Origin of the sequence: Streptomyces sp. NPDC048436 (genome assembly GCF_043200355.1) — a bacterium.
Classification (GTDB): Bacteria; Actinomycetota; Actinomycetes; order Streptomycetales; family Streptomycetaceae; genus Streptomyces.
On record NZ_JBICXP010000012.1, the window covers coordinates 35643 to 55287 of the forward strand.

16 protein-coding genes are annotated in these 19645 nt (G+C 71.6%); 6 read left to right on the forward strand and 10 right to left on the reverse strand.

Annotation, left to right across the window (positions count from 1 at the left end; translation table 11 throughout):
• Nucleotides 1–46 precede the first annotated feature (46 nt).
• Nucleotides 47–940 (reverse strand): sigma-70 family RNA polymerase sigma factor, encoded by an 894-nt coding sequence (locus tag ACGFX9_RS31580; protein WP_393480583.1) that lies wholly within the window; start codon nucleotides 938–940, stop codon nucleotides 47–49.
• Between the two features lie 87 nt (nucleotides 941–1027).
• Between ACGFX9_RS31580 and ACGFX9_RS31585 the strand changes: the two genes are divergently transcribed.
• Complete coding sequence (locus ACGFX9_RS31585; protein WP_393480588.1) at nucleotides 1028–2152, forward strand: alkene reductase; 1125 nt, start codon at nucleotides 1028–1030, stop codon at nucleotides 2150–2152.
• On the opposite strand, the gene ACGFX9_RS31590 is transcribed toward ACGFX9_RS31585, so the two are convergent.
• Complete coding sequence (locus ACGFX9_RS31590) at nucleotides 2119–3114, reverse strand: LacI family DNA-binding transcriptional regulator (protein WP_393480593.1); 996 nt, start codon at nucleotides 3112–3114, stop codon at nucleotides 2119–2121. The genes ACGFX9_RS31585 and ACGFX9_RS31590 overlap by 34 nt on opposite strands.
• Before the next feature lie 195 nt (nucleotides 3115–3309).
• Here ACGFX9_RS31590 and ACGFX9_RS31595 point away from each other — a divergent pair, with 195 nt between their 5' ends.
• Both ACGFX9_RS31595 and ACGFX9_RS31600 read left to right on the forward strand, forming a co-directional pair.
• Nucleotides 3310–5199, forward strand: a complete 1890-nt coding sequence (locus tag ACGFX9_RS31595; RefSeq protein ID WP_393480597.1) for an amidohydrolase — start codon at nucleotides 3310–3312, stop codon at nucleotides 5197–5199.
• 141 nt (nucleotides 5200–5340) lie between these two features.
• Nucleotides 5341–6870, forward strand: coding sequence for a helix-turn-helix domain-containing protein (locus ACGFX9_RS31600; protein WP_393480601.1), 1530 nt, complete (start codon nucleotides 5341–5343; stop codon nucleotides 6868–6870).
• Between the two features lie 48 nt (nucleotides 6871–6918).
• Here ACGFX9_RS31600 and ACGFX9_RS31605 read toward each other — a convergent pair whose 3' ends face one another.
• The 3 genes from ACGFX9_RS31605 to ACGFX9_RS31615 are packed head-to-tail and all read right to left on the reverse strand — an operon-like array spanning nucleotide 6919 to nucleotide 9435.
• Nucleotides 6919–7755, reverse strand: a complete 837-nt coding sequence (locus tag ACGFX9_RS31605; RefSeq protein WP_393480606.1) for an alpha/beta fold hydrolase — start codon at nucleotides 7753–7755, stop codon at nucleotides 6919–6921.
• A 46-nt stretch (nucleotides 7756–7801) separates the two neighbouring features.
• A complete protein-coding gene (locus ACGFX9_RS31610) occupies nucleotides 7802–8200 on the reverse strand; it encodes a RidA family protein (protein ID WP_393480610.1) in 399 nt (132 codons plus the stop codon).
• Complete coding sequence (locus tag ACGFX9_RS31615; protein WP_393480614.1) at nucleotides 8197–9435, reverse strand: acyl-CoA dehydrogenase family protein; 1239 nt, start codon at nucleotides 9433–9435, stop codon at nucleotides 8197–8199. Before ACGFX9_RS31615 ends, ACGFX9_RS31610 begins: the two co-directional genes overlap by 4 nt.
• Before the next feature lie 103 nt (nucleotides 9436–9538).
• Here ACGFX9_RS31615 and ACGFX9_RS31620 point away from each other — a divergent pair, with 103 nt between their 5' ends.
• Entirely contained in the window at nucleotides 9539–11179 is a 1641-nt protein-coding gene (locus tag ACGFX9_RS31620; protein WP_393480620.1) for an AMP-binding protein, read from the forward strand.
• A 4-nt stretch (nucleotides 11180–11183) separates the two neighbouring features.
• Nucleotides 11184–12011, forward strand: a complete 828-nt coding sequence (locus tag ACGFX9_RS31625; RefSeq protein ID WP_393480624.1) for a PaaX family transcriptional regulator C-terminal domain-containing protein — start codon at nucleotides 11184–11186, stop codon at nucleotides 12009–12011.
• Here ACGFX9_RS31625 and ACGFX9_RS31630 read toward each other — a convergent pair.
• Nucleotides 11995–14298, reverse strand: a complete 2304-nt coding sequence (locus ACGFX9_RS31630; protein WP_393481311.1) for a bifunctional salicylyl-CoA 5-hydroxylase/oxidoreductase — start codon at nucleotides 14296–14298, stop codon at nucleotides 11995–11997. The two genes, ACGFX9_RS31625 and ACGFX9_RS31630, sit on opposite strands and share 17 nt — an antisense overlap.
• Nucleotides 14299–14300: 2 nt before the next feature.
• Nucleotides 14301–15128 carry an enoyl-CoA hydratase family protein gene (locus ACGFX9_RS31635; RefSeq protein WP_393480627.1) on the reverse strand — a complete coding sequence of 276 codons (828 nt, stop codon included), beginning with the start codon at nucleotides 15126–15128 and terminating at the stop codon, nucleotides 14301–14303.
• Between the two features lie 195 nt (nucleotides 15129–15323).
• On the opposite strand from ACGFX9_RS31635, the gene ACGFX9_RS31640 reads away from it, so the two are divergent.
• On the forward strand, nucleotides 15324–15755 hold the full coding sequence (locus ACGFX9_RS31640; protein ID WP_393481318.1) for an ATP-binding protein: 432 nt from the start codon (nucleotides 15324–15326) through the stop codon (nucleotides 15753–15755).
• Here ACGFX9_RS31640 and ACGFX9_RS31645 read toward each other — a convergent pair.
• From ACGFX9_RS31645 to ACGFX9_RS31655, 3 genes are all read right to left on the reverse strand, one after another.
• Entirely contained in the window at nucleotides 15736–17181 is a 1446-nt protein-coding gene (locus ACGFX9_RS31645) for an amino acid permease (protein WP_393480630.1), read from the reverse strand. The genes ACGFX9_RS31640 and ACGFX9_RS31645 overlap by 20 nt on opposite strands.
• A gap of 103 nt (nucleotides 17182–17284) precedes the next feature.
• The gene (argF, locus tag ACGFX9_RS31650; protein ID WP_393480632.1) at nucleotides 17285–18283 is read right to left on the reverse strand and encodes an ornithine carbamoyltransferase; all 999 of its coding nucleotides are present in this window, start codon (nucleotides 18281–18283) and stop codon (nucleotides 17285–17287) included.
• 83 nt (nucleotides 18284–18366) lie between these two features.
• Nucleotides 18367–19593 (reverse strand): arginine deiminase, encoded by a 1227-nt coding sequence (locus ACGFX9_RS31655; RefSeq protein WP_393480637.1) that lies wholly within the window; start codon nucleotides 19591–19593, stop codon nucleotides 18367–18369.
• Nucleotides 19594–19645: the final 52 nt, after the last annotated feature.

Below are 19645 nucleotides of genomic sequence, written 5' to 3' on the forward strand. Positions count from 1 at the left end.
CGGTGCGCCTCGGCAGATATCTCGATGTCGAGATAACTCTAGTACATCACCCGGGGTCGCGACGAGGCGCGCCCGCCGACGGAAGCACGGACACCTCCAGCGCGCGCAGCCGCTCCGGATCCGCGACCACCTCGTACGCGGCGACCTTCTCGCTCTCGACCCTGATCAGAAGGGCGAGGAGCAGCCGCCCGTACGGGGCCACGACGACGCCCACCGCGCCGTTGATGAGCGCGGGCTCCGCGAAGCGGGCGTTGCGCTTCAGGAGCACCGTCTCCTCCGCCACGGCCCGTGCGCCGCGGATCACCGCGGAGAGGTCGGCCGTGCGTACGACATCGGGGGCGAGGACCGTGAGCAGCGCTTCGAGGTCACCGCTGCGGGCGGCCGCGAGGAAGGCCTCGACGACCTGCCGGTCCTGCGCGAGCTCAGGGGCGGCGAGAGCCTCGGGCGGGCCCTGGACCTTGTGGCGGGCGCGGCTCGCGAGCTTCTTCGTGGCGACCGTGGTGCGCTCCACGACGGGCGCGATCTGGTCGAACGGCACGGCGAACAGGTCGTGCAGCACAAAGGCGACACGCTCGGCGGGGCCCAGCGTGTCGAGGACCACGAGCAGGGCGCGGCCCACCGAGTCGGCGAGGAGGACCTCGTCCTCCGGGCCCGCGCCTTCGCCGGGCTGCGGGATCAGGTCGGGAAGGTGCTCGCCCGCGGGCTGCTCGTGGCGGTTCGCGGCCGAGCGCAGCATGTCGAGGCAGAGGCGGGAGACGACCGTGCGGAGCCAGCCGGTGAGGTTCTCGATCTCGTCGGCGTCCGTGCGGCTGAGACGCAGCCAGGCCTCCTGGACGGCGTCGTCGGCGTCACTGAGCGAGCCGAGCATGCGGTAGGCGACACCGCGCAGATGGCCCCGGTGCGCCTCGAAGCGGTCCGCGAGCACCTCTTGCCCGTCCATCGGTCACCTCTCACCGTCGTACGCCGTCACCTTCGTGTCCCCCGCGGCCGAGCCGCCGTGACCATAACGCCACGAAGGAGAACCGCCATGACCGCCACCCTGTCCACCGCCCTCGACCAGCCGCTCCTGCACGGCACCGGCCTGGGCGAGATGCGGCTGCCCAACCGCGTGGTGATGGCCCCGCTCACCCGTGCCCGCGCCGACAACCCCGGCCTCGTCCCCACCGAACTGCACGCCGCCTACTACGGGCAGCGGGCCTGTGCCGGGCTCATCATCACCGAAGGGACCTGGGTCAGCGAACGGGCCATCGGGTTCGTCAACGTCCCCGGCGTCTACAGCCAGGCGCAGGTCGCCGGGTGGCGGCGGGTCACCGATGTCGTCCACGCTCTCGGCGGCCGCATCGTGCAGCAGCTCTGGCACACCGGCGCCGCCTCGCACCCCGAGCACCTCGGTGGCGAGCTGCCGGCGGGGCCCTCGGCGATCGATCCCCGCGCGAGGACCTTCACCCCCGGCGGGTTCAAGGAGACTCTCACGCCGCGCGCGATGACCGCGGGCGACATCGAGGCGACCGTCGCCGACTTCCGCACGGCGGCTGCCAACGCGCGGCGCGCCGGGTTCGACGGGGTCGAGATCGGCGCCCTCGGCGCGTTCCTGTTCGCCCAGTTCCTCAACCCCCGCCTCAACCACCGCGGCGACGCCTACGGCGGTGGCCGTGCGGGACGGCGGCGCCTGCTTGTCGAGGTCGTCGACGCGGTCACCGCCGAGTGGGACGGACGGCGGGTGGGCGTGCGCCTCTCGCCGTACATGGCCGCGACCGAACGCTTCGTCGTCGACGAGGAACTGCTCGCCGACCACGACGAGCTCGTGACGGTGCTGAACGACCGGCCCCTGGCCTATCTCCATCTGCGCGGCCCCGACCTCGCCCGGCCGGGCGACACCCCCGACTTCGGAGCGGTCGCGCGCTTCCGGCAGCGGTTCGATGGACCGCTGATCGCGAACAACGGCTTCGACCGGGAGTCCGCGAACGCCCTCGTCGACGCGGGGTTCGCCGACGCCGTCTCCTTCGCCACGCACTTCGTCGCCAACCCCGACCTGGTCAGCCGGTTCGCCCTGGGGCGCGAGCTCGCGGCCGGTGATCCCGCCCTGTACTACCAGGGCGGTGCGGCGGGATACGTCGACTATCCGGCCGCGGGCTGGGCACGCGAGGAGTAGCGCACAAGGAGGCCCGCCGGTACGACGACCGGGCCCGGCGCCGTCCTGCCGCCGCCCTCGATCAGGTCGACGAGGAGGCCGACAGCGGCGCGCGCCGTCCGCTCCGGGTCGAGAGTCACCGTGGTCACGGGCGGCCGTGTCGTCGCGTATCCGGGGTCCTCGCTCGCGCACACCACACGCAACTCGTCCGGGACACCCAGACCGAGCCTGGCCGCGGCGGCCAGCAGCTGACGGCCGCCCGGGTCGTACGCCGCGTAGACGGCGTCGGCGCGGTCCGGGCCCCGCAACAGCGCGTCGAACGCCCGCCCCTGGCCGTCCGTCACGTCGAAGGGCACGACCAGCGGATCGACGCCGCGCTCCGCGCACCATCCGGCGTACGCCGCCGTCACCGCGCGCGCGTAGTGCTCGTCGCCGCTGCCGGACTGCAGGGCGATGCGGCGGGCGCCGGAAGCGGCGAGGTGGTCGAGGACCTCGCGGGTGGTCGCCTCGTGGTCGTTGTCGACCCAGTGGTCGCCGGGGCGCGGGTCGCCGGGGACGCCGTCGAAGACGAGCGGGATGCCGCGGGCGCGCAGCGCGTGGACCATCGGGTCCCCTCGCGGGCTGTCCATGATCAGCATGCCGTCGACGGTGAGGCGGTGCCACGAGTCGTCCCCCGCGCGGTCGGCGGGCAGCGTGGTGAGGGCGTAGCCGCGCGCGTGGGCCGCCGAAGTGGCCGCCGTGACGGCGCGCGAGAAGTAGGCGACCTCCGTGTAGTTCCAGGCGGTGGGGAACGTGGTGACGGCGATGCCGAGCGTCCGGCTGCGCGGCGGTCCCGGCGTGCCGTAGCCGAGTCGCGTCGCGGTCTCCCGGACCCTGCGGCGGGTGGCGTCGCCGATCCTGCCGGTGCCGTTGAGGGCGTGCGAGACCGTCGCGGTCGACACCTCGGCCGCGCGGGCTATGTCGGTGAGGGTGGGCCCTGGCACGCGGGGGATCCTACGGAATCCCCCGGCCCAGGGGCAGGGGGCCACGAATTCCGTTGCGAGCGGTCGCTTCTGGTTAACGGGTTACTCGGCGAGTCTTTGTGCCGCCCGCTTCGCGGCGAATCTCTCCCGCCCGCCCATCCGACCACCCGCGACACATCGTCGGCGCCCGGGGGTCGGCCGCACCCAGGAGCGCCCATGTTCTCTCCGCACCCCTCCCCTCTCTCCCGTCTCTCCCGGCGGGGTCTCCTCGCCGCCGCCGGAGCCGCAGGGCTCGTTACCGCCGCCGGAGGGTCCGCCGCCGCGGCGCCGCGCCGCTCCGCCGCTCTCGTCGTGCACAACGCCCGTGTCTTCAGTGGCACTCGGGAGCAGGAGCGGGCGCAGGCCGTTGCCGTGGGCCGGGACGGGAGGATTCTCGCCGTCGGGCGGGATGCCGCGCTCAGGCGGTTCATCGGGCGGGACACCGAGGTGGTGAACGCCCGGGGCGGGACACTCATGAGCGGCATCCATGACGGGCACGCCCACCCGATGGGCGCCGCCGACCGGTCGTTGAAGCCGTCCCTCGCGGGCGCCGAGCACACGGTGGAGGAGCTGAGGAAGACCCTCACCGGGTTCCTCGACGACTCCGGCGGCCAGGAGCCCGACGGGTGGCTGGTGGTGGAGGACTGGAATCCGGTGGGCCTCCTGCCCCACGGGACCGTGCCGCACCACTCGATGCTCGACGCCCTGTCGACCCGGCGGCCCGTCGCCCTGGTCGGCGGTGACGGGCACAACATCTGGGTCAATCAGCGGGCCCTCGACGTCGCGGGGATCACCGCGAGCACCCCGGACCCGGTCGGCGGGAAGATAGTCAAGGACGCGGACGGCAAACCGAGCGGCGTACTCAAGGACGACGCGCAGCCCCTGGTGACCCGGCACATCCCCGAGCCGGACCGCGAGCAGCTCATCGCCGCCGCCGCGAAGACCTTCGCCGAGGCGGCCGCCTCCGGGATCACCACCTTCATGGAAGCGGTCGTCGGCAAGGGCGAGTTGAGCGTCTATCAGGCGCTCGCCGAACGCGGCGCGCTGCCGCAGCGGATCGTGCCCGCCCTGCGGATCGACTCGGACCTGGCCAAGGACCCCGCGGCGGCAGTGGCCTACGCGCGGGGGCTTCGGGACGACTTCGGCGGCGTACGAGGACTGCGTTTCGGCACCGTCAAGGTCTTCCTCGACGGAGTCATCGAGTACCCGGCCCAGACCGCCGCGCTGCTCAAGCCCTATCTGGACAAGGACGGGAAGCCGACCGGCCACCGCGGCGAGCTGTATGTGTCCGGCGCCGACTACGGCCGGCTCACCGCCGCCTTCAACCAGGACGGCTGGCAGATGCACGCGCACGCCATCGGCGACCGCGCCGTCCGCACCTCCCTCGACGGCTACGCGTACGCACTGCGTACGACGGGCCTGCGCGGCCTGCGCAACACCACCGCCCATCTCCAGCTCGTCGACCCGGCCGACCTGCCGCGCTTCGCCGAGCTCGGCGTCGTCCCCTGCATGCAGCTCCAGTGGGCCACCCGCAACACCTGGACGATGGACGCCCTGCTGCCCTACATCGGTGCCGGGCGCCACCGCTTGCAGTACCCGGCGCGCAGCCTCGAACGGCACGGGGCGCGGCTCGCCGGTGGCTCGGACTGGCCGGTCGATCCGCTTCAGGTGTGGAACCAGGTGCGGACCGCCGTCGACCGGTTCGGGGCGGAGGGCGAGGGCGATCTGTATCGCGAGCAGGAAGGGCTGAGCCGTACGTCCGCCCTGCTCGTGCACACCCTCGGCACGGCGCGTCAGCTCCGTATGGACCATCTCACCGGAACCGTCGAACAGGGAAAGTCGGCCGATCTGGTGCTCCTCGACCGCGATGTGACGCGGTGTCCGGTGGCCGATATCAGCTCTTCCGAAGTGCGTCTGACGTTGACCGGGGGCACAGTGGTGCATGACGCCGACTCGTCGGCCGGGCGCGCCGCCGCGGCCCGGGTGACGCGCGCGGCGGCAGGGCCCAGGCCCACCGCGCAGGCCGCGGTGCACGGCAGCCGGCACGCCTCGTGCGGGTGCGGCTGAGCGGGCACGGCAGTCGGCGTACGGAAACGACGTACGGGAACTTCCGTATGGAATCGGTCGTTTCCCGTGTGGAATCGGCCAGTTCCCGTATGGCCTACCCCGACGCGCGCTTCATCTCATATCTGAGATAGCCTGCGCATCATGGCAGACGACTACCTCGTACGTATCGGCAAGCTCATCCGTGACGCCCGCCAGCACCGGGGCTGGACACAGACGCAGCTCGCCGAGGCGCTCAGCACGAGCCAGAGCGCCGTGAACCGCATCGAGCGCGGCAACCAGAACATCAGCCTTGAGATGATCGCCCGTATCGGCGAAGCGCTGGACAGCGAAATCGTCTCCCTCGGGTATGCCGGGCCGATGCATCTGCGTGTGGTCGGCGGGCGCCGGCTGTCCGGCTCCATCGACGTCAAGACGAGCAAGAACGCCTGCGTGGCGCTGCTCTGCGCGTCCCTGCTCAACAAGGGACGCACGGTGCTGCGCCGTGTGGCGCGCATCGAGGAGGTCTACCGCCTCCTCGAAGTGCTCAACTCCATCGGCGTCCGCACCCGTTGGATCAACGACGGCGTCGACCTGGAGATCGTGCCGCCCGCCAAGATCGACATGGAGGCGATCGACGCGGAGGCCGCCATCCGGACCCGCTCGATCATCATGTTCCTGGGCCCGCTGCTGCACCGCATGGACCGCTTCAAGCTGCCCTACGCGGGCGGTTGCGACCTCGGCACCCGCACGATCGAACCGCACATGATCGCGCTGCGCCGCTTCGGGCTCGACGTCGCCGCGACCGAGGGGCTCTACCACGCCGAGGTCGCGCGTGATGTCGTACCGGACCGCCCGATCGTGCTGACCGAGCGCGGCGACACCGTGACGGAGAACGCGCTGCTTGCCGCGGCGCGCAGCGCGTGCACGACCGTCATCCGCAACGCCTCGTCGAACTACATGGTCCAGGACCTGTGCTTCTTCCTTGAGGCGCTCGGTGTAAGGGTCGACGGCATTGGTACGACGACCCTTACCGTGCACGGCGTCCCGAGCATCGACGTCGACGTCGACTACTCGCCGTCCGAGGACCCGGTCGAGGCGATGAGCCTGCTCGCCGCGGCCGTCGTCACGGAGTCCGAGCTGACGGTCAAGCGCGTCCCGATCGAGTTCCTCGAGATCGAGCTCGCGGTCCTGGACGAGATGGGGCTCGACCACGACCGCACGGAGGAGTACTTCGCCGACAACGGCCGTACGAGGCTCATCGACCTCACCGTCCGGCCCTCCAAGCTGGAGGCGCCGATCGACAAGATCCACCCGATGCCGTTCCCCGGCCTCAACATCGACAACGTCCCCTTCTTCGCGGCCATCGCGGCGGCGGCGCAGGGCAAGACCCTCATCCACGACTGGGTCTACGACAACCGCGCGATCTATCTGACCGACCTGAACCGCCTCGGCGGGCGCCTCCAGCTCCTCGACCCGCACCGGGTCCTCGTGGAGGGCCCGACCCGCTGGCGCGCCGCGGAGATGATGTGCCCGCCCGCGCTGCGTCCCGCCGTGGTCGTGCTGCTCGGGATGATGGCAGCGGAGGGCACGTCAGTGCTGCGCAATGTGTACGTGATCAACCGTGGGTACGAGGAGCTGGCGGAGCGGCTCAACTCCGTGGGCGCCCAGATCGAGACGTTCCGGGACATCTGAGAGCGGCTCCGGGTGGGGGGCTTCCCCTCCCACCCGGGGCCCACCCGCCTAGGTGGCCGCCACGAACTCGCGGATCGCCGCCGCCAGGCCATCGGGGCGGTCCAGCGGGATCAGGGTGCGGCATTCGTCCAGCTCCACCAGGCGGCCCTTGGGGAGCAGTTCGGCCAGTCGGCGGCCGTGGGCGGGGGGCATCATCGCGTCCTGCCTGCCCCAGACGACCAGGGCCGGGCGGTCGTACGTGCGCAGGGCGTCCGCCGCTTCCATCATCTCCGACTTGTGTGCGGAGCGCAGATAGCGGACCAGGACGCCCCTCGCCGCCGGGTCGGTGCGCAGGGGCTTGAGCCAGCGGTCGATGAGGTCGTGCGGGACGGGGCGGTGCGCCATCACCGCGTAACCCGTGCCCGGGACGCGGCGCAGGGCGCGTACGGAGAGGGTGCGGACCAGGAAGGCGATGCCTCCGGGGACGCGCGCGGCGGCGTCCAGCATCTTGCCGCCCGCGCGCGGCGGGTAGTTGTCGAAGGCCTCGCAGCCCGCGATGACCATCCGGCCGACGCGGTCGGGCCGCTCGGCCGCGAGCTGCTGGAGCCGTCCGGCGTCGTTCTCGACGAACACCGCGTCGTCGCCCAGCTTCAGCGCGTCGGCGAACTCGCCGATCAGGCGCGCCATGCCCGTCGGCGTCACCTCGGCGCCCGGCTTCAGCGGTATGCGGTGGCAGCCGTACGGGAGGGTCGGCACCAGGCAGCGGAACTCCTCGCCCAGCAGCTCGACGACGTCGCGCCATACGCTGCCGTCCTGGACGAGGCCGTGCAGGAGGACGACCGGGGTGCCCGTGCCTCCCGTGTCCTCGTACTCGATGGGTCCCACGCCGAGATCGATCCGTGCCATGTCCGCCCCGTCCCCTCGCCTGATCGTCGGCATGACGCTATGTGCCTCAGTCGAGTACCGCCACCCCGTCCAGCTCCACCAGGCACTCCTCGTCCCAGAGCCGGACCGCCCCGATCACCGCCATGGCCGGGTAGTCGCGCCCCGCCAACTCCTTCCAGATCCTGCCCAGTTGGGGCGCCTGTCGGCGGTAGTCGGCGACGTCCGTGGCGTAGATCGTGACGCGGGCCAGGTCCGCGGGGGTGCCGCCCGCGTGACGCAGGGCGGTGAGGAGGTTGGTCAGGGCCTTCTCGAACTGCTCGGGCAGCGTGGTGCCGGTGACCTTCCCGTCCGCGTCAAGGGCGGTCTGCCCCGCGAGGAAGACGAGACGGCCGCCGGTCGCGGTGACGGCGTGCGAGAAGCCGGTGGGCGGGGAGAGTTCGACGGGGTTGAGGCGTTCGATGCTCATGCGGTGGGCTCCTCAGGGGTGGCGGGCCGTGCCTCTGCTCCGGGCTGGGCTCCGGACTGCGCCGCGGTGTGCGCCGCGTACAACTCCTTGGCGATGATGGTCCGTTGGACCTCGCTCGCCCCCTCGTAGATGCGCGGCGCCCGGACCTCGCGGTAGAGGTGCTCAAGGACATGGCCCCGCTGCAACGCCCGCGCCCCGTGCAACTGGACCGCCGCGTCGACGACGTACTGCGCGTTCTCGGTCGCCAACAGCTTTGCCATGGCGGCCCGTTGGGCGATGTCCGGTTCGCCGCGGTCGTACGCGGCGGCTGCCGCGTAGACCATGAGCCGCGCCGCCTCGGTCCGCGTCGCCATCTCCGCGACCTGGTGCGCCACCGCCTGGAGGTCCTTCAACTTGCCGCCGAACGCGTCCCGTTCGGCGGTGTGCGCGAGCGTCGCGTCCAGGGCCGCGCTCGCCATGCCGACCGCGAAGGCGCCGACGCTGGGGCGGAAACGGTTGAGGGTGGTCATCGCGACGCGGAAGCCGCGGTCGACCTCGCCGAGCACGTCGTCGCCGGTGACGCGTACGTCGTCGAAGGCGAGGGCGCCGATCGGGTGCGGGGAGAGCATGTCCAGGGGGGTTCCGACGAGGCCCGCGCGGTCGGCCGGGACGAGGAAGGCGGTGACGCCTCGGGCCCCCGCGCGGGGGGTCGTGCGGGCGAAGACGGTGTAGAAGTCGGCTTCGGGGGCGTTCGAGATCCAGCACTTCTCGCCGGTGAGCCGCCAGGAGGAGGGGCCGTCCGAAGCGGCCTCCAGAGCAAGCGCGGCGGCGTCCGAGCCCGCCCCGGGCTCGGAGAGCGCGAAGGCGGCGACGGCGCGCCCCGCGCGGGCGGGGCCGAGCCACTGCTCGCGCTGCCGCACGGAGCCGTACGCGGCGACGGGGTGCGCCCCGAGGCCCTGGAGGGCGAGCGCGGTCTCGGCCTCCGTGCAGGCGTAGGCGAGGGACTCACGCAGGAGGCAGAGGCCCAGGGCGCCGGAGGCGGGGCGCGGAGCCCTGGAGGAGGGTCCCCTGGAGGCGGATCCCTCCCCCGCGAAGAGGGGTTCGAGCAGGCACAGTTCCCCCAGGGCCTCCACGAGAGGGCGGTTCACGCGGCCCGGCTCACCCTTTTCCGCCAGCGGGCGCAGCCGCACATCGGCGAGGTCGCGTAGCTCCGCACACCAGGCGATTTGTTCGGGGTTGAGAGAGAATGCCGTCATGCCGGGCCCCTCCTTTATCGCGCACCGTTGACTGTCGTCACCATCACGATACGCTCGTTGCGCGAGCTCACCACAAGCCCGAACGGCAAGGGGGCGACCCGCTGTGGACGCCAAGAGTGCACTGCGACTCCACCCATCGGCTCACGTCGACACCTTCGCCCGGGATCATCTCCCGCCGCCGGAGCAGTGGCCCGCGTTCGTCCACGACCGGCCCGAACTGCACTACGCCGACCGCCTCAACTGCGGTGCCGAACTCCTCGACCGGACGGTCGAGCGGCTCGGCACCGAGCGGCCCGCGTTCCGCGCGGGCTCCGGGGAGGTGTGGACGTACGGCGAGCTGCAGCGGCACGTCAATCACATCGCGCACGTCCTGACCGGCGAACTCGATGTCCTGCCAGGCCAGCGCGTCCTGCTGCGCGGGCCCACCACGCCCTGGCTCGCGGCCTGCTGGCTGGCGGTGATGAAGGCGGGCGCGGTCGCGGTCACCGTGCTGGCCCAGCAGCGCTCGCACGAGCTGGCCACGATGTGCGAGATAGCGGAGGTCAGCCACGCGCTGTGCGACGACCGCGTGGTGGACGACCTGGTCAAGGCCGGGATTCCGGGGCTGAGCGTCACCACCTTCGGCGGGGACGGCGAGGACGACCTGCTCGCGCGCGCCGCTACCCGGCCGGACGTGTACGAGGCCGTGGACACCGCCGCCGACGACGTCGCCCTCATCGCCTTCACCTCCGGCACCACCGGGCGCCCCAAGGGCTGCATGCACTTCCACCGTGACGTGCTCGCCATCGCCGACACCTTCGCCCGCCACATCCTGAGGCCGACCCCCGACGACGTGTTCGCCGGCAGCCCCCCGCTCGGTTTCACCTTCGGGCTCGGCGGCCTCGTCATCTTCCCGCTGCGGGCCGGAGCCTCATCCCTGCTGCTCGAACAGGCGGGTCCCAAGCAGCTGTTGCCCGCGATCGCCGAGCACGGTGTGACGGTGCTCTTCACGGCGCCGACCGCCTACCGCACGATGCTGGACGAGCTGCGCAAGCCGGGCGCCCCTGACGTCTCCACGCTGCGCCGGTGCGTCTCCGCGGGCGAGAACCTGCCCGCCGCCACCTGGCGGGCCTGGCACGAGCGCACCGGGATCCGCGTCATCAACGGCATCGGCGCGACCGAACTCCTGCACATCTTCATCTCCGCGGCGGACGAGGCGATCCGGCCCGGCACCACGGGCCGCCCCGTCCCCGGCTGGCACGCGCGCGTGGTCGACGGTTCGGGGGCTCCGGTGCCGGACGGGGAGCCGGGACTGCTCGCTGTACGTGGTCCTGTCGGCTGCCGGTATCTGGGCGACGAACGGCAGCTCCAGTACGTACGCCACGGCTGGAACATCACCGGCGACACCTACGTCCGTGACGCGGACGGCTACTTCAGCTACGTGGCCCGCGCCGACGACATGATCATCTCGGCCGGGTACAACATCGCGGGCCCGGAGGTCGAGGAGGCGCTCCTGCGCCACCCCGACGTCCTGGAGACGGCCGTGGTGGGGCGGGCCGACGAGCTGCGCGGTCAGACGGTCGTCGCCTACGTCGTCCCGCGCGCGGGCACGCAGCGGGACCCCGAACGGCTGCGCGAGTTCGTGAAGGGCGAGCTGGTCCCGTACAAGTGCCCGCGCGAGATCATCTACCTGGACGCGCTGCCGCGCACCGCGACAGGCAAGCTGCAACGGTTCCGGCTGCGGGAGCCGGGGCCCGTAGAGTGATCACGTGTCCGAGCAGCACACTCCACGGTCCCTGATCGTCACCTTCTACGGCGCCTACGGGCGCGCGGCCCCCGGCCCGGTGCCCGTCGCCGAGCTGGTCAGGCTCCTCGCCCCGCTCGGCGTGGACGCCCCGGCCGTGCGCTCGTCCGTGTCCCGGCTCAAGCGGCGCGGGCTGCTTGTCCCCGCGCGGACGGCGGCGGGCGCGGCGGGTTACGCCCTGTCGCCGGACGCGCGGCAGCTCCTGGACGACGGCGACCGGCGCATCTACGCGGCTCCCCCGGCCGGGCGGCGCGGCGGCGGCTGGGTGCTCGCCGTCTTCTCCGTACCGGAGTCGGAACGCCAGAAGCGGCACGTGCTGCGCTCCCGGCTCGCCGGGCTCGGCTTCGGTACGGCAGCTCCGGGGGTGTGGATCGCCCCGGCGCACCTCTACGAAGAGACCCGGCACACCCTGGAGCGCCTCCAACTCGCCTCGTACGTCGACCTGTTCCGGGGCGAGCACCTGGGTTTCGCGGCGACGGCGGAGGCGGTGGGCCGGTGGTGGGACCTGTCCGCGATCGCCAAGCAGCACGAGGCGTTCCTCGACCGGCACGAGCCGGTGCTCCGGTCCTGGCAAGGGCGCACGGACACCCCGTCGGACGAGGCGTACCGGGACTATCTCCTCGCCCTGGACTCCTGGCGCAGGCTGCCGTACGCCGATCCGGGGCTGCCCGGGGAACTCCTCCCTGACGGGTGGCCCGGTGACCGGTCCGCCGAGGTGTTCTCGGCGCTCGACGGGCGGCTGCGGGACGCGGGGGCGCGGTTCGCGGAGCCGCCGGTCAACCCCCCAGCGTGAGCCGGGGTTTGGGTGCGTCCGTGCGGCCGGTCTGCGGGCGGCGGCTGCCCGCGCCGTACTGCGGGGGCCAGCTGACGCCCGGTCCCTCGTAGCCCTGCTCGGCCGCCGCGTGCAGCGTCCAGTGCGGGTCGTACAGATGCGGGCGCGCGAGCGCGCACAGGTCCGTACGTCCGGCCAGGATCAGCGAGTTGACGTCGTCCCAGGAGGAGATCGCGCCGACCGTGAGGACGGGGATGCCGGTCTCGTTGCGGATGCGGTCGGCGAACGGCGTCTGGTAGGAGCGGCCGTACGCGGGGCGCTCGTCGGAGACGACCTGGCCCGTCGACACGTCGATGGCGTCGGCCCCGTGCGCGGCGAAGGCGCGGGCGATCGCGACGGCGTCGTCCGCCGTGGTGCCGCCGTCGGCCCAGTCGGTGGCCGAGATACGGACCGTCATGGGTTTGCCGTCCGGCCACAACTCCCGTATCGCGTCGAAGACTTCCAGGGGGAAGCGCAGCCGGTTCTCCAGCGTCCCGCCGTAGGCGTCGGTCCGGTGGTTGGTCAGCGGCGAGAGGAAACCGGACAGCAAGTAGCCGTGGGCGCAGTGCAGTTCGAGGAGGTCGAAGCCCGCGCGCTCGGCTCGCAGGGCCGCGGTGGTGAACTCCTCGCGGATCGCGTCGAGTCCGGCCCGGCCCAGCTCGTGCGGGCGCCGGCTGTTGGCCTTGTACGGGAGCGACGACGGCGCCACCAGCGGCCAGTTGCCCTCGTCGAGGGGTTCGTCGATGCCCTCCCACATCAGCTTCGTCGAGCCCTTGCGGCCCGAGTGCCCGAGCTGGACGCCGATCGCGGTGCCCGGCGCCTGCGTGTGCGCGAAGTCGGTGATCCGGCGCCAGGCTTCGGCCTGACCGTCGGTGTAGAGCCCGGCGCAGCCCGGCGTGATGCGGCCCCGCTCGCTGACGCACACCATCTCCGTCATGACCAGGCCGGCGCCGCCGAGTGCCCGTGCGCCCAGGTGGACGAGGTGGAAGTCACCGGGGACGCCGTCCCGCGCGGAGTACATGTCCATGGGGGACACGACCACGCGGTTGCGCAGGGTGAGACCGCGCAGCCGGAAGGGCGTGAACATCGGCGGTGTGCCCTGGGGGCAGCCGAATTCGCGCTCGACGGATTCGGTGAAGTGGGCGTCGCGCAGACGGAGGTTGTCGTGGGTGACGCGGCGGCTGCGGGTGAGCAGGTTGAACGCGAACTGGCGCGAGGGCTGGCCCAGATAGTCCGGCAGCCGTTCGAACCACTCCAGGCTTGCGCGGGCCGCGCGCTGCGTGGACTCGACGACCGGGCGGCGCTCCGTCTCGTACGCGATGAGAGCTTGCGCGGTGTCCGGCTGCTCCTCCAGGCAGGCGGCCAGTGCGAGCGCGTCCTCGACGGCGAGCTTGGTGCCGGAGCCGATGGAGAAGTGGGCGGTATGGGCCGCGTCGCCCAGGAGGACCGTATTGCCGTGCGACCAGCGCTTGTTGACGACCGTGCGGAAGTTGATCCAGGCGGACTTGTTGCCGCGCAGAGCCCGGCCGCCGAGCGCGTCGGCGAAGATCTTGGCGCAGCGTTCGGTCGACCCCGCCTCGTCGAGCTCCGCGAACCCGGCCGCCTCCCACACCTCTTCGCGCATCTCGACGATGACGGTGGACTCGCCCGTTCCCGCCGTGGAGAACGGATAGCCGTGCAGCTGCATCACGCCGTACTCGGTCTCGGCGATCTCGAAACGGAAGGCGTCGAAGGCGAAGTCGGCCGCGAGCCAGATGTAGCGGCAGCGGTGCTCCTCGACGCTCGGCCCGAAGGCATCCGCGTACGCGGCGCGGGTGAGGCTGTGCACGCCGTCCGCCGCGATCACCAGGTCGTACGCCGCCGACAGCTCGGCGGCGGGCGGCGCATCGGAGCGGAAGCGGAGGTCGACGCCGAGCTCCCGGCACCGCTCGTGCAGGATACCGAGGAGCCTGCGCCGCCCGAGCGCCGCGAACCCGTGGCCGCCGGAGGTGTGGCGGGTGCCCCGGTGCACGATGTCGATGTCGTCCCAGCGCACGAACTCCGCCTGCAGCGCGGCGTAGACGACGGGGTCGGCGTGCTCGATGCCGCCGAGCGTCTCGTCCGAGAGGACCACGCCGAAGCCGAAGGTGTCATCGGGGGCGTTGCGCTCCCAGACGGTGATCTCGCGCTCCGGGTCGAGCCGCTTGAGGAGGGCCGCGGCGTAGAGCCCGCCGGGGCCGCCGCCGATGACGGCGATGCGGTGCGCCGTGCCGTGCCCGGGGGCCGTCATCGTCAGCGCCCCTGCCACTTGGGCGGGCGCTTCTCCGTGAACGCCGCGTGGAATTCCTTGTAGTCCTCGCCGGTCATCAGGAGGGCCTGCGTCGCCGCGTCCAGCTCCACGGAGGCGGCGAGCGGCATGTCGAGTTCCGAGGTCAGCAGCGCCTTGGTCTGCGCGTACGCGAGGGCGGGTCCTTCGGCGAGGCGGCGGGCCAGGGATTGTGCGGCCTCGGGCGCCTTGCCCTCGTCGGTCAACTCACTGATCAGGCCGATCCGTTCGGCTTCGGGCGCGCGCACCGGATCGCCCAGCATCAGGATCCGGGTGGCATGGCCGAGGCCGACGACGCGAGGCAGCAGATACGCGGCCCCCATGTCGCCGCCGGACAGGCCGACCCGCGTGAAGAGGAAGGAGAACCGCGCCGAGGGATCCGCCACCCGGAAGTCCGAGGCGAGGGCGAGCACCGCGCCGGCACCCGCGGCCACTCCGTGCACGGCGGTGATCACCGGGAAGGGGCACTCGCGGATGGCGCGCACGACCTGGCCCGTCATGCGGTTGAAGTCGAGCAGCTGCGCGGTGTCCATGCCGAGGGTCGCGCCGATGATCTCGTCGACGTCACCGCCCGAGCAGAAGCCGCGCCCCTCTCCACCGAGGACCAGGGCACGCACGGACTTGTCGCGGGACAGCTCGGCCAGGAGATCGCGCAGGTCGGCGTAGGCGCCGAAGGTGAGCGCGTTCAGCTTGTCGGGGCGGGCCAGGGTGACCGTGGCGACCCCGTCGTCCACCTCGAAACGGAGGTGCTGCCAGTCGGGGGTGCGGGGGGCGGAGCCGGTGAAGGGACTCATGACGACGTGCGGCCTCCTCGGTCGGGGCGGCGGCGGTCTGCTCCTCGAAGTTATCACCCATCCGTGACTGTCGTCACGAGCGCGCGATATTGCAGCCGTCCCCGGGCCGGACGTCCCGGACATACCCGACCGTCGACCCTGTCGACATAGCGCTTAAGATTCGTACGGTTGAAAGCAGGACCTCCTCCTGCTGCCCTGAACGGACCCGCCTTGCACGAACCCCCAGCTCCCGCCTCGTGGCGTATCGCGCTGCCGCACACCACGGCCGCCGTACCGATCGCCCGTGCGCTGGTGCGTACCGCGCTCGCGGAGATCGAGTCGCCCGCCGACAGCGACACCGCCGAGCTGCTTACGGCGGAGCTGGTGGCCAACGCGGTGGAGCACACCTCGGGGTGCGACCCCATAGAGCTGGTGATCGAGCTGCTGCCCACCGGCTGCCAGGTGGAGGTCCACGACTCGAACCCGCTGCCGCCCGGCAATCTCACCGGTCCGGCGCCGATGGAGGAGCCGGACCCCTGGCAGGAGCACGGGCGCGGCCTGCTCCTGATCCGCACCCTCAGCTCGTCCTGTGGCCACCGCCCGACCGGCTCCGGCAAGGCGGTCTGGTTCACGCTCCCCGCGGCGTAGCGGAATCGGTCTCCGCGGCCTTGCCGAGCCGCGAGTGCCCGCGCCCGTACAGGGCGTACACCAAGGTGCCCACGACGAGGAACACGGCGAACTGCACCCACGTCGTCCAGCCCGTGCCCCAGATCAGATAGAGGCAGAAGCCCACGCCCAGGATGGGGCTCACCGGGTAGAGCGGCACCCGGAAGGTGCGCTTCAGCTCCGGCGCCGAGCGGCGCAGCGCGAGGACCGCGATGTTCACCACGACCATGATCGCCAGAGTGCCGATCGTCGTCAGGTTGACCACCACGTCGAGCGACGAGAAGGCGGCGGGGACGGCGAAGACCGCAGCGACGATCCAGGTGCCCGCGGCCGGCGTCGAGGTCTTGGGCGAGACGCGCTCGAAGACGCGCGGGATGAGCCCGTCGCGGGACATCGACATCAGGATGCGGGTCTGCCCGTACATCACGGCGAGTACGACGGACGCGATGGCCACGACCGCACCGAGGGCGATGATCCCGCCGCCGACCGTCGAATCCGTGACCTGGTTGACGACCAGCGAGAGCGCGGCGGGCTTGTCGGCGACCGCGTCGGCGCCGAGTGCGCCGATCGCCCCGAGGGCGACGGCGACGTACAGCAGGGTGACGACGCCGATGCAGACCAGGATGGCGATCGGGATGTTCCGGCGGGGGTTCTTGACCTCTTCGCCCGCCGTGGTGATCGCGTCGAAGCCGATGAAGGAGAAGAAGGCGAGCGAGGCACCCGCGGTGATGCCGGAGACACCGGCGCCCGCGAAGGGGGTGAGGTGGCCGGCCTTGAACGCGGTGAACGCGACCGCCAGGAAGAACAGCAGGATCCCGATCTTGAGCACGGCCATCGCGGCCGTCGCCCGCGCGCTCTCCCGGATACCGCGTACGAGCAGCACCGCGGCCAGCAGGATCACGACCACGGCGGGCAGGTTCACGACACCGCCCTCGCCGGGTCCCGCGGAGAGCGCGTCGGGCAGGTGCCGGCCGGTGACACTTTCGAGCAGCTCGTTCAGGTACTGGCTCCAGCCGACCGCCACGGCCGAGACGGAGACGCCGTACTCCAGGAGCAGGCACCAGCCGACGAGGAACGCGGTGCGCTCGCCGAGCGAGGCGTACGCGAAGGAGTACGAGCTGCCGGAGACCGGGATCGCGCCACCCAGCTCGGCGAACGAGAAGGCGGTGAAGATGCAGGTGACGGCGGCCAGGAAGTACGAGACGGCGACCGCGGGGCCGGCCTCGGCGACGCTGTCGGAGAGGCCGACGAAGATGCCCGTGCCGACGATCGCGCCGACGCCGAAGCAGATCAGTTGGAACAGGCCCATGGTGCGCTTGAGGCCATGGCCTTCGAGGTCGGCGCCCGATTCGGCGACGAGGAGTTCGGGGGACTTGATGCGGAGTCCTGCCGGACCGGTCGGGCGCATGCGGTGGTTCTCATTTCAGGTGGTGCGGGGTCGCGGCGGGGGTATGCCGCAAAAAAGCGGGGCCGGGGGAAGGTGTTCCCCGGCCCCGCCGACGTGAGTTCTGTCAGGCCAGGGTGGCGACGAGGATCGCCTTGATCGTGTGCAGGCGGTTCTCGGCCTCGTCGAAGACGACGGAGTGCGCCGACTCGAAGACCTCGTCGGTGACCTCGAGAGAGCTTAGACCGTGGCGCTCGTAAATCTCGCGGCCGACCTTGGTGCCCAGGTCGTGGAAGGCGGGGAGGCAGTGCAGGAACTTCACGTCCGCGTTGCCCGTCGCCCGCAGCACGTCCATCGTCACGGCGTACGGCGCGAGCGCGGTTATGCGCTCGTCCCAGACCTCCTTGGGCTCGCCCATGGAGACCCAGACGTCGGTCACGACGAAGTCGGCACCGGCGACGCCCTCGGCGATGTCCTCGCTGAGCGTGATCCGGGCGCCGCTGGTCTCGGCGAGCCCGCGTGCCTGGGCGACGATGGCCTCGGCGGGCCAGTAGGCCTTCGGGGCGACGATGCGTACGTCCATGCCGAGCAGCGCGGCGGTGACGAGGTAGGAGTTGCCCATGTTGAAACGGGCGTCACCGAGATAGGCGAAAGTGATCTCACCGAGCGGCTTCGCGCTGTGCTCGGTCATCGTGAGCACGTCGGCGAGCATCTGGGTGGGGTGCCAGTCGTCGGTCAGGCCGTTGTAGACCGGCACGCCCGCGTGAGCGCCCAGCTCCTCGACCGTCGCCTGGGCGTCGCCGCGGAACTCGATGGCGTCGAACATCCGGCCGAGCACCCGGGCGGTGTCCTTGGGGGACTCCTTGCTGCCGATGTGCGATCCGGCCGGATCGATGTACGTCGTGGAAGCGCCCTGGTCCGCGGCCGCGACCTCGAAGGAGCAGCGCGTACGGGTGGAGGACTTCTCGAAGATCAGCGCGATGTTCCTGCCGCGCAGCCGCTGCGTCTCGGTGCCCGCCTTCTTGGCCGCCTTCAGCTCAGCGGCAAGATCGATCAGGCCGCGGAACTCCTCGGCGGTGAAGTCCAGCTCCTTGAGGAAATGGCGGCCGGTGAGGTCGATGGCCATGGGGCGCTCCAGGGGTACACGTAAGGGGACACTGGAAGTCTATACGATGCTCCACATTTCTATACAGGTACGGCTTGGGCGGCTCAGTCGACGGCGTCCCGCTGCACCGGACAGCTCATGCACCGCGGACCGCCCCGGCCCCGCCCCAGCTCGCTCCCCCGGATCTCGATCACCTCGATGCCCTCCTTGCGCAGATGCGTGTTCGTCGTCGAGTTCCGTTCGTAGGCGACGACGACGCCCGGCTCGACCGCGAGTACGTTGCAGCCGTCGTCCCACTGCTCCCGCTCGGCCGCGTGCACGTCCTGGGTGGCCGTGAGGACCCTGATCCCGCTCAGTCCGAGGGCCGCGGCGATCGCCCGGTGCATGTGCTCGGGCGGATGGTCGGTGACCTTCAACTCCCGCCCGTCCACGCCTGGTTCGATGGTGTACGAGCGGAGCATGCCAAGGCCCGCGTACTGCGTGAAGGTGTCGCCGTCGATCATCGTCATCACCGTGTCGAGATGCATGAACGCGCGCCTCTTCGGCATGTCCAGGGCCACGATCGTCTGCGCCGAGCCCGCCGCGAACAGCTTGTGCGCGAGCATCTCGACGGCCTGCGGCGTGGTGCGCTCGCTCATGCCGATGAGGACGGCGCCCCTGCCGATGACCAGGACGTCGCCGCCCTCGATGGTCGAGGGATAGTCAGCCTGCCCCTGGGACCAGACGCGGAAGTCCTGGGCCGCGAACAGCGGGTGGTGCTGGTAGATCGCCTCGAAGTGCACGGTCTCGCGCTGCCGTGCGGGCCAGCGCATCGCGTTGATGGAGACGCCGTCGTAGATCCAGGCGGAGGTGTCGCGCGTGAAGAGGTGGTTGGGCAGCGGGCCGAGCAGGAAGTCGTCCAGGTCCATGCAGTGGAAGCGCACGGACGTCGGCTCGGGGTGGCGCTCCAGGAACTCCCGCTTCGTCATCCCGCCTATCAGCGCCTCGGCGAGTTCGGCGGACGGCATCGTCTCGAAGGCGGCCCGCAGATGGCCCGTCGCCAGCGGCCCGTACTCCTTCTCGTCGAAGACCCGGTCGAGGACGAGGAGACGGGCGGCCGGCACGTCCAGGGCCTCGGTCAGGAGGTCGCCGAAGAGGTGCACCGCCACCCCCCGGTCGCGCAGCACGTCGGCGAATCCGTCGTGTTCCTGGCGGGCCCTGCGGACCCACAAGACGTCGTCGAAGAGCAACGCGTCCTTGTTGCTCGGGGTGAGCCGCTTGAGCTCCAGATCAGGGCGGTGCAGGATCACGCGGCGCAGCCGCCCGGCCTCGGAGTCGACATGGAATCCCATGGGGTCCATCTTTCCCCGGCCGGACGGCCGACGCCCGTGCAATGCGGCACCC

What these genes read in the sequence shown, in the direction of transcription:
- ACGFX9_RS31580 (WP_393480583.1), bottom strand. Translation starts at nt 940, where the DNA reads ATGGACGGGCAAGAGGTGCTCGCGGACCGCTTCGAGGCGCACCGGGGC.
- ACGFX9_RS31585 (WP_393480588.1), top strand. Translation starts at nt 1,028, where the DNA reads ATGACCGCCACCCTGTCCACCGCCCTCGACCAGCCGCTCCTGCACGGC.
- ACGFX9_RS31595 (WP_393480597.1), top strand. Translation starts at nt 3,310, where the DNA reads ATGTTCTCTCCGCACCCCTCCCCTCTCTCCCGTCTCTCCCGGCGGGGT.
- ACGFX9_RS31600 (WP_393480601.1), top strand. Translation starts at nt 5,341, where the DNA reads ATGGCAGACGACTACCTCGTACGTATCGGCAAGCTCATCCGTGACGCC.
- ACGFX9_RS31605 (WP_393480606.1), bottom strand. Translation starts at nt 7,755, where the DNA reads ATGGCACGGATCGATCTCGGCGTGGGACCCATCGAGTACGAGGACACG.
- ACGFX9_RS31610 (WP_393480610.1), bottom strand. Translation starts at nt 8,200, where the DNA reads ATGAGCATCGAACGCCTCAACCCCGTCGAACTCTCCCCGCCCACCGGC.
- ACGFX9_RS31615 (WP_393480614.1), bottom strand. Translation starts at nt 9,435, where the DNA reads ATGACGGCATTCTCTCTCAACCCCGAACAAATCGCCTGGTGTGCGGAG.
- ACGFX9_RS31630 (WP_393481311.1), bottom strand. Translation starts at nt 14,298, where the DNA reads ATGACGGCCCCCGGGCACGGCACGGCGCACCGCATCGCCGTCATCGGC.
- ACGFX9_RS31635 (WP_393480627.1), bottom strand. Translation starts at nt 15,128, where the DNA reads ATGAGTCCCTTCACCGGCTCCGCCCCCCGCACCCCCGACTGGCAGCAC.
- ACGFX9_RS31645 (WP_393480630.1), bottom strand. Translation starts at nt 17,181, where the DNA reads ATGCGCCCGACCGGTCCGGCAGGACTCCGCATCAAGTCCCCCGAACTC.
- argF (WP_393480632.1), bottom strand. Translation starts at nt 18,283, where the DNA reads ATGGCCATCGACCTCACCGGCCGCCATTTCCTCAAGGAGCTGGACTTC.
- ACGFX9_RS31655 (WP_393480637.1), bottom strand. Translation starts at nt 19,593, where the DNA reads ATGGGATTCCATGTCGACTCCGAGGCCGGGCGGCTGCGCCGCGTGATC.